This window comes from Streptomyces rectiviolaceus (genome assembly GCF_039533825.1).
Classification (GTDB): Bacteria; Actinomycetota; Actinomycetes; order Streptomycetales; family Streptomycetaceae; genus Streptomyces; species Streptomyces rectiviolaceus.
On sequence record NZ_BAAAUG010000028.1, the window covers coordinates 32,811 to 44,392 of the forward strand.

Below are 11,582 nucleotides of genomic sequence, written 5' to 3' on the forward strand. Positions count from 1 at the left end.
GCCGCGGTCGGCGTCGCGCTCTTCCGGCCACGCTCGAAGAGCACCGCTCCGACCTTGCGTTCCGTGCCGCGTATGGAGTGCGAGACCGCGGACTGGGTGAGCCCGAGTGCCTCGGCCGCCGCCGAGAACCCGCGCTCGGCGTCGACGGCGACGAGGATGCGGAGTTCGTGGGGCGCGAGGTCGGTGGCTGCGGTCTTCGCCATGGCCTTCGGGGCAGCATCCATCAGGGGTCCCACCTGCTTCTATGAGGGCTCTTCATGGGTCGAGCCGTTCCATGAGCGCAACCCTCTCCCCGGCCCCCGCATTCCTCCGTACGGTCACCGCCATGACCGAGACCGCGCTCACCGTGCACCAGACCGCCCGCCCCCACGGCTTCCCCACCCCCGGCCACTTCGCCTTCGTGGAGTCCGCACTGCCCGAACCCGCCCCGGGTACGGCCCTGGTGGAGAACCTGTACTGGTCGGTGGACCCCTACCACCGCGAAATGATGGACGGCGATTTCGCGCTGCACGCCCCGCTGGAGGGCCGGGCCATCGGCCGCGTCGTGGACTCCCGTGACCCCGCGCTCCGTGCGGGCGAGATCGTCTTCCACCGCCAGGGCTGGCGCACCCACAGCGTCGTCACCCCCGAGGAGGCACGCGCCGTCCCCCGCTTCGACGGCGTACCGCTCTCCGCGCATCTGAGCATCCTCGGCGGCACCGGCCTTACCGCCTACGTCGGCCTCACCCGCATCGCCGAACTCCGCGAGGGACAGGACGTGTTCGTCTCCGGTGCGGCCGGCGGCGTGGGCACGGCCGCCGGTCGCCTTGCCCGGCTGATGGGCGCGGGACGGCTGGTCGGCAGCGCGGGAACGGCGGCGAAGGCGGCGTACCTGACGGAACACGTCGGCTACGACGAGGCCTTCGACTATCACACGGGCCCGACGGCCGAACTGCTCGCGAAGGCGGCGCCCGACGGGATCGACCTCTACCTGGACAACGTCGGCGGCGAGCCCCTCGAAGCCGCGATCTCCTCGCTGCGCGAGTACGGACGGATCGTACGCATCGGCACGATCGCCCAGTACAACAGCACCGGCACGCCGTACACCCTGCGCAACCTCCCCGACATCGTCGAGAAGAGCCTGCGCATGGAAGGCTTCCATGTCCGCGACTACCGCGACGTGCAGGAGGAGTTGTACGAGTTCGTGGTGCCGCACCTGCAGAGCGAACGCATCGGGCTCGACGAGACCGTGGTCGACGGCTTCGGCTCCATCGTGGACGCGTTCCTGGGGATGCTGCGGGGCGAGAACCGGGGCAAGATCATCGTTCGGGCGACGGAAGCGGCATCGGACGCACTCGGCGGCTAGAAGATGTCCCCGTCGCGCCAGTCGATGAGGAGTTCGTGCGCCGGGTCGAGGTCGGCGCCCCAGAGGAGCGGGGGCTCCTCGTCCGGCATGTGGACCACGCCCTCCGGGCCGAGGGTGCCGACCGCTCCTTTCCACTCCTGCCAGCCGCGCGCGAGGTAGAGCCGCTGCCCCTCGTCCGACGCCGAGAGCGCGCCAAGCGCGTACGCACGGTCGATCACCTTCTCCAGCACCCCCATCACCTGCCCGCCGAGGCCCTGCCGCTGCCGGTCGGGACGGACGGCGACCGCTTCGACGTAACCGACGCGCAGCGAACGGCCGTTGTGCAGGATCCGGCGCTGGACCACGGAGCCGTGCGCGAGGAGGAGGCCGGAGTCGTCGTGCACGAGTGCGTGCACACCTCCGAGGCCGTGGTCCCAGTCCTGATCGGTGAAGTCCCCGTCGAACGCCTCGGCCATCAGGGCGCGGGCGGCGCGGAGTTCGGCGGGGTCGAGATCGTAGGTATGGGCCGTACGCAGCGTGGTCACCCATACACCGTACTCAGCCCACATCTGAGTACGCACGCCGATTCGCCCGCGGCCCGACGGCGGCAGAGTCGGTGCCATGAACGGCCTCTACGCTCTCAAGCCCTGGTACGCGGACCGGTTGTCCGGCGTACGTGGCGCGCTCGCGCGCCGCGAGGTGTCGCCCGACACCCTCACCGTGGCGGGTGTGTTCTGCGCGGCGGGCGCCGCGGCGGCGCTCGCCTGGCTTCCGGTGCCGATCGCCGCGCTCCCCGTGGCCGTGCTGCTCGCCGCCCGGCTCGCCTTCGCGAACCTCGACGGCGCGCTGGCCCGCGACACGGGCCGCACGACGCGGCGCGGCGCGCTCCTGAACGAACTGGGCGACCGGACCGCCGATCTGGCCATGCTGGCAGGCTTCCTCACCCTGGCCCCGCTGTGGCTGGTGGCGACGGCGGGCCTCGCGGCGACGCTGCCTTCGTGGGTGTCGCTCGCGGGCGCGGCAGCAGGCGCGCCCCGCCTCAACGGCGGCCCGGTCGGCAAGACGGAGCGCTGCGCCCTGGTGGTCCTCGCGGCGGCTTCCGGGTGGGTCGTTCCGGTACTCGTGGTGATCGCCGCGGGTTCGGTCCTCACGGTGGGGCTCCGACTCGCGCGCCTGTGGCGGGAGTTGGGTGCCTCTCCGCTGCCCGCCGGTGACGTGCGGAGCGAGCGATGAGCGCCGCGTTCGTCGCCGGGGAAGCCGCGGGGCGGGCCCTGCCCGTGGTCGCCGGGGTGCTCGGGGCCGGTGGGGTGGCCGTTGCCGCGCTGCCCTCGCGGGTGCGGATGCGTGGCGAGCTGCGCAAGCGGTGGCGGACCTGGGCGCTGGCCGCGCCGCTCTTCCTCGGGGCGTTCTTCCTCGGCCGGGCAGGGGCGTTCGCGCTCGCGGCCGGGCTCGGAGTGGTCGCCGTGGGCGAGTACGCGCGGATGGCGGGGCTGCCGCGGGGCGAGCGCGCGGTGCTCGGGGTGTCCGCCGTCGCGGTGCCGGGGATCGCCTGGGCCGCGCCCGGCGCCCTGGATCTGCGGACGGCGGGCGTGCTGCTGATCGTCGCCGCCGGTGCGGCCCTCTTCTCCGGAGATGCCGCGCAGGGCTTCACGCGGGCGAGCCGGACGGTCTTCGGGCTCCTCTGGATCCCCGTCTCGCTGAGCGGTCTCGTGCTGCTCGGCGACACGGCGGTGGCGGTGGGCGTCGCGGTGGCGTTCGGGGACGTGGGGGCGTGGTGCGGGGGTACGGCCCTCGGCCGCAGGGGGCTCCTGTCCCGGCCGCTCTCTCCCCTCTCCCCCAACAAGACCTGGGCGGGCGTCGCGGGCGCCGCCGCCGCGACCGCCGCCGCGCTGGCCGCGGTCGGCGCGTTCTCCCTCGTGCTGTGGTCCGCGGTGCTCGTGGGCTGCGTACTGGGGGATCTTCTGGAGTCGATGGTCAAGCGCGAGGCGGGCGTGAAGGACGCGGGGAGCTGGCTGCCGGGGTTCGGCGGGCTGCTCGACCGGATCGATTCGCTGCTGGTCGCTCTGCTCCTGACGATGGTGGTGACGCTGTGAAGGTCCGTACGACGCACCCAGCCCGTCCGGCCTTTGAGGACGAACCCGGCGGAGCCGGTGACCGACGGCGCCCGAAGCGAGGCGCGGCCCGTCTCCGCCGTGCCCTCTGGTGGACCCTGCTCACCCTCACCGGCGGTATCGAGCGGCGCGGTCGACTCCCGCGCGGCGGCTGCGTGGTCGTGGCGAACCACTCGTCCCACGCGGACACCGCCGCCGTCCTCGCGGCGCTCGACGCCGGCCACGCGCCCGCGATAGGCGCCGCCGCGGACTACTGGTTCGCCTCCCCCTGGCGGAAGCGCATCTGCAGCCGCCTGGCCGCGGGTTTCCCCGTGCGCCGCACCGGAGGCGGCATGGACGACCTGCTGTCCAGGGCGGACACCCTCCGCGCGGGCGGAGCCGTCGTCCTCTTCCCCGAGGGCACCCGCGCCCGGGCAGGCGAGCTTGGCTCCTTCCACAAGGGGGCGCTGATCCTCGCCCGGCACGCCCACGTACCCATCGTCCCGGTCGCCATCGACGGCACGGCCCGCCTCCTGCCCAAGCACGGCCGACTCCGCCCCACCCTGGTGAGGGTCCGCATCGGAGCGCCGCTCCCCCCGGACACGACCCCGGAGGCGGCGCGTGACGCCGTGGCGGCGCTTCACCGGCGTACCGAGCGGGAGCCGCTCAAGGACTCCGTCGCCCGAAAGCGGACCGCCGCTGTCATCGGCTCGCGCTGGGGCCTCGCCGCCGCCTTCGTCTGGGCCTTCGCGGAGGCGCTGAGCTGGCCCCTGATGCCGGAGCTGTTCCTGGCGATCGCCTGCGTGGCGGTGCCGCGCCGGGCCCTGAAGCTGTCCCTCACGGCACTCGCGGGCTCCCTGGCGGGCGGGCTGCTCGCCCTCCAACTTGCCGCGTCCGGCGTGCAGTTGCCGCATCCGCTGACCACCGAGCGGATGCGCGCGGAGGTACGCAGCGAGCTGGCCACCGAAGCCGCGGCGGCCGTCCGCCACCAGCCCTGGAACGGCATCCCCTTCAAGGTGTACGCACGCGAGGCGGGCCGCGCCGACATCGCGCCGCAGGACTGGCTGGCCCACTCGGCACTCTCCCGCGGCTCCCGCACCCTCACGGTGGGCCTCGCCTTCGGGGCCTTCGGGTTCCTCGTACACCGTCTCCGACGGTTCTACGGGCTGTATCTGGCCCTTCTGTGCGGCGGATTCACGATCGGGCTCTCATTGATCGTGACGGGATGGAGCTGACCGGGGCACACTCGTGACCATGGCTGACGAGACCGCAGAACGTCCCTGGACCCCCATCCACGGCGAGCCCTACCGCTCCGTCCCCTACCGCCCCGCCCGCATGCCCGAGGACGAATCCCTCGCGCACGCCGCCGAGTTGCGCGAGCGGATGCGGGAGCGGCGCACGGTGCGGCAGTTCGCGCCGGACCCGGTGCCCGCTCAGGTCGTGCGGGACGCCATCGCATGCGCGGCGACGGCACCGTCCGGCGCGCACCAGCAGCCGTGGACGTTCGTCCTCGTCCAGGACCCGGAGGTGCGCCGCCGCATCCGCGAGGCCGCCGAGCAGGAGGAGCGCGTCTCGTACGACGGGCGGCTCGGCGAGGAGTGGCTCGCGGCCCTGCGCCCGCTCGGCACGGACGAGGTGAAGCCGCATCTGACGGACGCCCCCGCGCTCGTCGTCGTCTTCCAGCAGCGCTACTGGCTGGGCGATGACGGCACCAAGCACAAGCACTACTACGTCGACGAGTCGGTCGGCATCGCGGTGGGGATGCTGCTGTCCGCGCTGCACCTGTCGGGCCTTGCCGCGCTGATCCACACGCCGAGCCCGATGCGGTTCCTGTCGCAGGTGCTCGGCAGGCCGGAGAACGAGAAGGCGTTCGCGGTGATCCCCGTGGGTTACCCGGCGCCGGACTGCCAGGTCCCCGATCTCGTACGGAAATCGCTTGATCAGGTCCTCGTGGAGGTCTGAGCGCCGCCCTGAGCGGACACCAACTCCCGCTCCAGGGCCGGGTAGTCGCTGTACCCCTCGGCCCCGTTGGTGTAGAGGTGCGCCTCGTCGATCTCCTGGAGGGGCGCGCCCGCCGCGAAGCGTTCCGGCAGGTCGGGGTTGGAGATGAACGCCCGCCCGTACGAGACGAGATCGGCGGCGCCGGACGCCAGGACGGCCTCGCCCGCCTCCCGTGTCGTCGGGTCGCCGTTCTCGCCGACGTTGCCGATGAGGACGCCGTGCCAGCGGGGGCGCAGGTCGGCGAGGGCCGGGTAGCCGTCGTTGTCGGTGAGGTGGAGGTAGGCGAGGCCGAGGCCGTCGATCTCGTCGAGGAGCGCGCGGTAGACGGGGCCGGGGTCGGCCTCCGCCATGCCGAACTGCGGGTTTCCCGGCGAGAGGCGCAGGCCGAGCCGTTCGGCGCCGATGGCGTCGGCGACGGCGCGCACGACCTCGACGGCGAAGCGGATGCGGTCGGCGACCGAGCCGCGGCCGTACGCGTCGTCGCGGAGGTTGGTGTTGTCCGCGAGGAACTGGTGGATCAAGTAGCTGTTGGCGCCGTGCAGTTCGACCCCGTCGAAGCCGGCGGCGACGGCGTTGCGGGCGGCGTCCGCGAAGTCCTTGATCGCCGTGCGGATGTCGTCGAGGGTCATCTCGCGCGGGGCGACGTAGTCGGGCTTGCTGCCGTCCGGGCCGTGCGCATGGCCGGGCGGGGTCACGGCCGATGGCGCGAGCGGCAGGTCACCGTCGATGCGGGCCAGCGGATGGCCGTTGCGGCCGCCGTGCATCAGCTGCGCGTAGATACGGCCCCCTGCGGCATGCACGGCGTCGGTCACCCGCCGCCAGCCCTCGATGTGCGCGGCGGTCTGCAGCCCTGGATAGCGCCAGCCGCTCTGGCCCCGGCTGCTTGGCCAGATGCCCTCGGTGACGATGAGGCCGGCGCTCGCGCGCTGGGCGTAGTAATCGGCGACGACCGGCAGCGGAGTGCCGTCGTCCGCCGCGCGGGCGCGGGTCATGGGGGCCATGACGACGCGGTTGGGGAGGTGGCCGATGCGGGCCGCGGAATAGGGGGCGAGAAGCGAGGTGTTCGTCATGCCGGAACGGTAGAAGCTGACACTGGTGTCAGATTCAAGTGCGGAGGTACGAGGTGCGGAGGCGCGAGGTGCGGAGGTACGAGGTGCGGAGGTGCGAGGTGCGGGTGACATGAGGATCGGCGAGCTGGCGGAGCGTACCGCTGTGAGCGAGCGTTCCCTGCGCTACTACGAGAAGCAGGGCCTGCTGTACGCGGACCGTACCCCGGGCGGCCACCGCGACTACCCGGAGTCGGCGGTGGACCGGGTCGTCCACATCCAGGAGCTGTTCGCGGCGGGCCTGTGCAGCGCGAAGATCGTCCAGCTGCTGCCGTGCATGCGGGACAAGGACGGCGGCCCGTCGGAGAAGGCGACGCCGTGGCTGGTCGACGAGCTGACCGATGAGCGGGCCAGGATCGACCGCCAGGTGGCGGACCTGCTGCGGGCACGGGAGGTCCTGAACGAGGTGATCACGGCGGCGACGGGCACGAGCCGCTGAGCCCGCATCAAACCCTCTAACCCTTCAATGCGCATTGACCAGTTAGGCGTGCGCGTGCTCTACTCACCTCATCGCAACCACCAAAACGCACTTGAGGGGTTAGAGATGAGCAGCTCGCAGCAGGCCCGCACCCACCACCGCTCCATCACCGTCCGCGGCCACGAGATCTTCTACCGCGAGGCGGGCCCCGCCGACGCCCCCGTCCTCCTCCTGCTGCACGGCTTCCCCACCAGCTCCCACATGTTCCGCGACCTCATCCCCCGGCTCGCCCACCGCTACCGCGTCATCGCCCCGGACCACATCGGCTTCGGCCGCTCCGCCGCCCCTTCCGCGCAGGACTTCACGTACACCTTCGCCGAACTGGCCGACGTCACCGCCGAGTTCACCGAGCGCATCGGCCTGACCCGCTTCGCGCTCTACGTCCAGGACTACGGCGCCCCCATCGGCCTGCGCCTGGCGCTCGCGCACCCCGAGCGCGTCACCGCGATCATCACGCAGAACGGCAACGCGTACGAGGAGGGCCTCGGCACCGAGGCGTGGGCACCCGTGCTCGCGTACATCGCCGACCCGAGCGAGAAGACCGCCGAGCCCGTACGGGAGATCCGCTCCCCGGAAGGCATCAAGTGGCAGTACACGCACGGGGTGGTGGACCAGAGCCTGCTGAACCCGGACGCCTGGCACCACGACATCGCCCTGATGGCCCGCGACGGCCAGGACGAGATCCAGCTCTCCCTGATGGGCGACTACGGCAGCAACATCGACCTGTACCCCGCGTTCCACGCGTACTTCCGCGACTCCCAGGTCCCGCTGCTCGCGGTCTGGGGCGCCCACGACCAGATCTTCGTGCCGGAGGGCGCGCTCGCCTTCCTGCGCGATCTGCCGGAGGCCGAAGTGCACTTGCTGCCCGCCGGACACTTCGCCCTGGAGACGCACGCCGCGCAGATCGGCGGACTGATCGACGGCTTCCTGACGAACAACACCGCCTCCGACCGGGGTGGGGCCCAGGTCGGAGGCGGGGTTCAGGGGTGAGCTTCGAAGCCCGGGGGGGGGCTCAGCCCATGTGCGGGTACGAGTAGTCCGTCGGCGAGACCAGCGTCTCCTTGATGGCGCGGGTCAGCGTCCAGCGCTGCAGGTTCTGCGGGGCGCCGGCCTTGTCGTTCGTGCCGGAGGACCGACCGCCGCCGAAGGGCTGCTGGCCGACGACGGCGCCGGTCGACTTGTCGTTGATGTAGAAGTTGCCCGCCGCGTAGCGGAGCTTGTCCATCGTGTACGCCGCGGCCGCGCGGTCGCCCGAGATGACCGAACCCGTCAGGGCATAGTCCGAAGCCGACTCCATCTGGGCCAGCATCTCGTCGTACTTGTCGTCCTCGTAGACGTGGATCGCCAGGAACGGGCCGAAGTACTCGGTCGTGAAGACCTCGTTGGCCGGGTCCGAGCACTCGACGACGGTCGGGCGCACGAAGTAGCCCACCGAGTCGTCGTACGTGCCGCCCGCGACGATCGTGCAGGTCGGGTCGGCCGCGGCGCGGTCGATGGCCGCCTTGTTCTTGGCGAACGCGCGCTCGTCGATGACGGCGCCGATGAAGTTCGACAGATCGGTGACGTCACCCATCTTGATGCCGTCGACCTCGGCCGCGAACTCCTCCTTGAAGCCGGAGTTCCAGATCGAGGCGGGGACGTACGCACGCGACGATGCGCTGCACTTCTGGCCCTGGAACTCGAAGGAGCCACGGGTCAGGGCCGTCTTGAGGACGGCGCGGTCGGCGCTGGGGTGCGCGACGACGAAGTCCTTGCCGCCGGTCTCGCCGACCAGGCGGGGGTACGTGCGGTAGTTGGCGATGTTCTCGCCGACCGTCTTCCACAGGTGCTGGAAGGTCGGGGTCGAGCCGGTGAAGTGGATGCCCGCCAGGTCGCGGTGGGTCAGGGCCACGTCGGACACGGCCTTGCCGTCGCCGGTCACCAGGTTGATGACGCCCTTGGGCAGGCCCGCCTCCTCCAGGAGCTGCATGAGCAGCACGGCGGCGTGCGTCTGCGTCGGGGACGGCTTCCACACGACCACGTTGCCCATGAGGGCCGGTGCGGTCGGCAGGTTGCCCGCGATGGCGGTGAAGTTGAACGGCGTGATCGCGTAGACGAAGCCCTCGAGCGGGCGGTGGTCCAGGCGGTTCCAGACGCCGGTCGAGTTCGCCGGGGGCTGCTCGGCGAGCAGGTCACGGGCGTACTTGACGTTGAAGCGCCAGAAGTCGATGAGCTCACAGGGAGTGTCGATCTCGGCCTGCTGGGCGGTCTTCGACTGGCCGAGCATCGTCGAGGCGGCGAGCGTCTCGCGCCACGTCGTGGAGAGCAGCTCGGCGGCGCGCAGGATGATCGCGGCGCGGTTGTCGAAGGACATCGCGCGCCAGGCCGGGGCGGCGGCGAGAGCGGCGTCGATCGCGTCCTGGGCGTCCTGCTGCGTGGCGCCGCGGCCGTTGCCGATGACGGCCTTGTGGTTGTGCGGCTGCACGACCTGGAAGGGCTCACCGCCACCGAGGCGCTTGACGCCGCCGATGGTCATCGGCAGCTCGATGGGGTTCTCGGAGAGCTCCTTGAGCTTGGTCTCGAGGCGGGCACGCTCCGGGGAACCGGGGGCGTAGCCGTGCACCGGCTCGTTGACCGGCGCGGGGACCTGGGTGACGGCGTCCATGAGTTCCGTATCTCCTTGGAGGGGGGTCGGGGGAAGTCGGGAAAGGAGCGCTCAGCCCTTGGTGAGGATGGAGCGGGCGAAGAAGAGCAGGTTGGCCGGCTTCTCCGCGAGGCGGCGCATGAAATATCCGTACCAGTCGGTGCCGTAGGCGGTGTAGACGCGCATCCGGTGGCCCTCGGCCGCGAGCCGCAGGTGCTCGTCGCTGCGGATGCCGTACAGCATCTGGAACTCGTACTCATCCAGTTTGCGCCCTGCGCGCCGACCGAGCTCCTGTGCGATGGAGATCAGGCGCGGGTCGTGGGACCCGATCATCGGGTACCCGGCGCCCTCCATCAGGATGCGCATGATGCGCACGTACGCCTTGTCGATCTCCGCCTTGTCCTGGTACGCGACCTCGGCGGGCTCCTTGTAGGCGCCCTTCACGATGCGTACGCGGCTGCCCGCCGCGGCCAGGCGGCGGGCGTCGTCCTCGGTACGGAAGAGGTACGACTGGATGACGCAGCCGGTCTGCGGGAAGTCCTTCCGCAGCTCTTCGTGGATGGCGAACATCGAGTCGAGGGTGGTGTGGTCCTCGGCGTCCAGGGTGACCGTGGTGCCGATCGCGGCGGCGGCGCGGACGACCGGGCGGACGTTGGCGAGGGCCAGCTCGTGGCCGCCCTCCAGGGCCTGGCCGAACATCGAGAGCTTGATGGACATCTCGGCCTTCGTGCCGAGGCCGAGGTCCTTGAGGCGCTCGACGAGCTCCAGGTAGGCGTCGCGCGCGGCGGCGGCCTGCTCGGGCGTGGTGATGTCCTCGCCGACGACGTCGAGGGTGACCTCAAGGCCCTTGTCGGCGGCGTCCGTGATGATCGGCACGACCTGGTCCACGGTCTCACCGGCGATGAAGCGGGCGACGACCTGCTTGGTGCCCGGGGCCGCCGATACGAAACGGCGCATCTGGTCGCTGCGCGACGCGGCGAGGATCACGGGACCCAGCACGGGCACCTCCACGGAGAGTAGAACGGGGCCGTACCTGGATATGCGTAACAAGCCGGTACGGCACGGAGAACCACCGTGAAACTTAAGGATCCCTCCGATCCCGGGCCATCGACAGCTGTCACGCATCCGTGCCCTGGATCTCAGACATCTGTCTGAAGGCAGGGGCGAAGTACGTCAGAATGGACAGTGTGAAAGGCGATTACCAGGAACTGGTCGACGAGATCTCAGCCCTGCTCGGCGCCCCCGCGACGCTGGAGAACCGCGATTTCGAACTGATCGCCTTCGGCGCGCACGACAGCGGCGGCGACAGCGACTTCGACACGACGGCTCTCGACCCGGTGCGCACCCGCTCGATCCTCACCCGCCGTTCCACGGCCGGGGTCCGCACCTGGTTCGAGAGCTTCGGCATCACCCGGGCGACGGCACCGATCCGCATTCCGCCCACTCCGGAGGCGGGCGTCCATCGCGGGCGGATCTGCCTTCCCGTACGGCACCGGGGGTTCGCCCTGGGATACGTATGGCTGCTCGACGACGATCCGGGGCCCACGGACGCCCAGCTGACCGCCGCCATGGAGGTCGCCACCCGCATCGGCGCGCTGCTCGCCGACGAGGCGCAGGCGGGCGCGGACCTGACCCGGGAGTTCCGGGCGGTCCTGACCGCCGAGCGGGGCTGGCAGCGGGACATGGCCGTGGCCGACCTGCGCACGGCGCTCGGCCCGCGCGGCGAGGGTCTGCACGCGGTGGTCTGCGTGGCCCCCTGGCCTTCCGCCGACCCCGACTCCGCCCCTTCGGTCCGTACGGTGCAAGGGGCCACCGCCCTATGCACCGTGCCGTGGGGCACGGCGGGCCAGAGCCTCGCGGTCCTGGTCCGGCTGCGCTCGGCCGACGTGCCCACCCCGGCGGTGTCCGCGGCCACGCGGCTCCTGGACGCGGCCAAGGGCGCGGCCGCGGGGATCGGGAG

Annotated in this window: 11 protein-coding genes and 2 pseudogenes; 8 read left to right on the top strand and 5 right to left on the bottom strand. The window is 71.6% G+C overall.

The genetic code is table 11. The annotated features are described in order from the left end of the window. A pseudogene (locus ABD378_RS09590) lies at nucleotides 1-203 on the bottom strand (helix-turn-helix domain-containing protein); the annotation flags it as partial. A 122-nt stretch (nucleotides 204-325) separates the two neighbouring features. Here ABD378_RS09590 and ABD378_RS09595 point away from each other — a divergent pair. Beyond that, a complete protein-coding gene (locus ABD378_RS09595) occupies nucleotides 326-1,345 on the top strand; it encodes a zinc-binding dehydrogenase (protein WP_344520130.1) in 1,020 nt (339 codons plus the stop codon). Here ABD378_RS09595 and ABD378_RS09600 read toward each other — a convergent pair. Beyond that, nucleotides 1,342-1,893: a GNAT family N-acetyltransferase gene (locus ABD378_RS09600; protein ID WP_386543782.1), complete on the bottom strand. Its 552-nt coding sequence runs from the start codon at nucleotides 1,891-1,893 to the stop codon at nucleotides 1,342-1,344. The genes ABD378_RS09595 and ABD378_RS09600 overlap by 4 nt on opposite strands. Nucleotides 1,894-1,945: 52 nt before the next feature. Between ABD378_RS09600 and ABD378_RS09605 the strand changes: the two genes are divergently transcribed. Genes ABD378_RS09605 through ABD378_RS09620 form a run of 4 tightly spaced genes read left to right on the top strand, consistent with a single transcriptional unit; the run spans nucleotide 1,946 to nucleotide 5,376 of the window. Continuing rightward, nucleotides 1,946-2,557 (top strand): CDP-alcohol phosphatidyltransferase family protein, encoded by a 612-nt coding sequence (locus ABD378_RS09605; RefSeq protein ID WP_344520132.1) that lies wholly within the window; start codon nucleotides 1,946-1,948, stop codon nucleotides 2,555-2,557. Continuing rightward, nucleotides 2,554-3,417, top strand: a complete 864-nt coding sequence (locus tag ABD378_RS09610; RefSeq protein WP_344520133.1) for a phosphatidate cytidylyltransferase — start codon at nucleotides 2,554-2,556, stop codon at nucleotides 3,415-3,417. The genes ABD378_RS09605 and ABD378_RS09610 overlap by 4 nt, the downstream gene beginning before the upstream one ends. Next, the gene (locus ABD378_RS09615; RefSeq protein WP_344520134.1) at nucleotides 3,414-4,649 is read left to right on the top strand and encodes a lysophospholipid acyltransferase family protein; all 1,236 of its coding nucleotides are present in this window, start codon (nucleotides 3,414-3,416) and stop codon (nucleotides 4,647-4,649) included. The genes ABD378_RS09610 and ABD378_RS09615 overlap by 4 nt, the downstream gene beginning before the upstream one ends. 19 nt (nucleotides 4,650-4,668) lie before the next feature. Beyond that, on the top strand, nucleotides 4,669-5,376 hold the full coding sequence (locus ABD378_RS09620) for a nitroreductase family protein (protein WP_344520135.1): 708 nt from the start codon (nucleotides 4,669-4,671) through the stop codon (nucleotides 5,374-5,376). Here ABD378_RS09620 and ABD378_RS09625 read toward each other — a convergent pair. After that, a complete protein-coding gene (locus ABD378_RS09625; RefSeq protein WP_344520136.1) occupies nucleotides 5,355-6,485 on the bottom strand; it encodes an alkene reductase in 1,131 nt (376 codons plus the stop codon). The genes ABD378_RS09620 and ABD378_RS09625 overlap by 22 nt on opposite strands. Before the next feature lie 109 nt (nucleotides 6,486-6,594). On the opposite strand from ABD378_RS09625, the gene ABD378_RS09630 reads away from it, so the two are divergent. Both ABD378_RS09630 and ABD378_RS09635 read left to right on the top strand, forming a co-directional pair. Next, nucleotides 6,595-6,960: a MerR family transcriptional regulator gene (locus ABD378_RS09630; RefSeq protein WP_344520137.1), complete on the top strand. Its 366-nt coding sequence runs from the start codon at nucleotides 6,595-6,597 to the stop codon at nucleotides 6,958-6,960. A 105-nt stretch (nucleotides 6,961-7,065) separates the two neighbouring features. Then, nucleotides 7,066-7,989, top strand: coding sequence for an alpha/beta fold hydrolase (locus ABD378_RS09635; protein ID WP_344520138.1), 924 nt, complete (start codon nucleotides 7,066-7,068; stop codon nucleotides 7,987-7,989). A 22-nt stretch (nucleotides 7,990-8,011) separates the two neighbouring features. Here ABD378_RS09635 and pruA read toward each other — a convergent pair whose 3' ends face one another. Together pruA and ABD378_RS09645 are read right to left on the bottom strand one after the other, a co-directional pair. Continuing rightward, complete coding sequence (gene pruA / locus ABD378_RS09640) at nucleotides 8,012-9,643, bottom strand: L-glutamate gamma-semialdehyde dehydrogenase (RefSeq protein WP_344520139.1); 1,632 nt, start codon at nucleotides 9,641-9,643, stop codon at nucleotides 8,012-8,014. Nucleotides 9,644-9,694: 51 nt separating this feature from the next. Then, nucleotides 9,695-10,621 (bottom strand): proline dehydrogenase family protein, encoded by a 927-nt coding sequence (locus ABD378_RS09645; protein WP_344520140.1) that lies wholly within the window; start codon nucleotides 10,619-10,621, stop codon nucleotides 9,695-9,697. A gap of 179 nt (nucleotides 10,622-10,800) precedes the next feature. Between ABD378_RS09645 and ABD378_RS09650 the strand changes: the two are divergent. Then, nucleotides 10,801-11,582: pseudogene (locus ABD378_RS09650) on the top strand (PucR family transcriptional regulator); the annotation flags it as partial.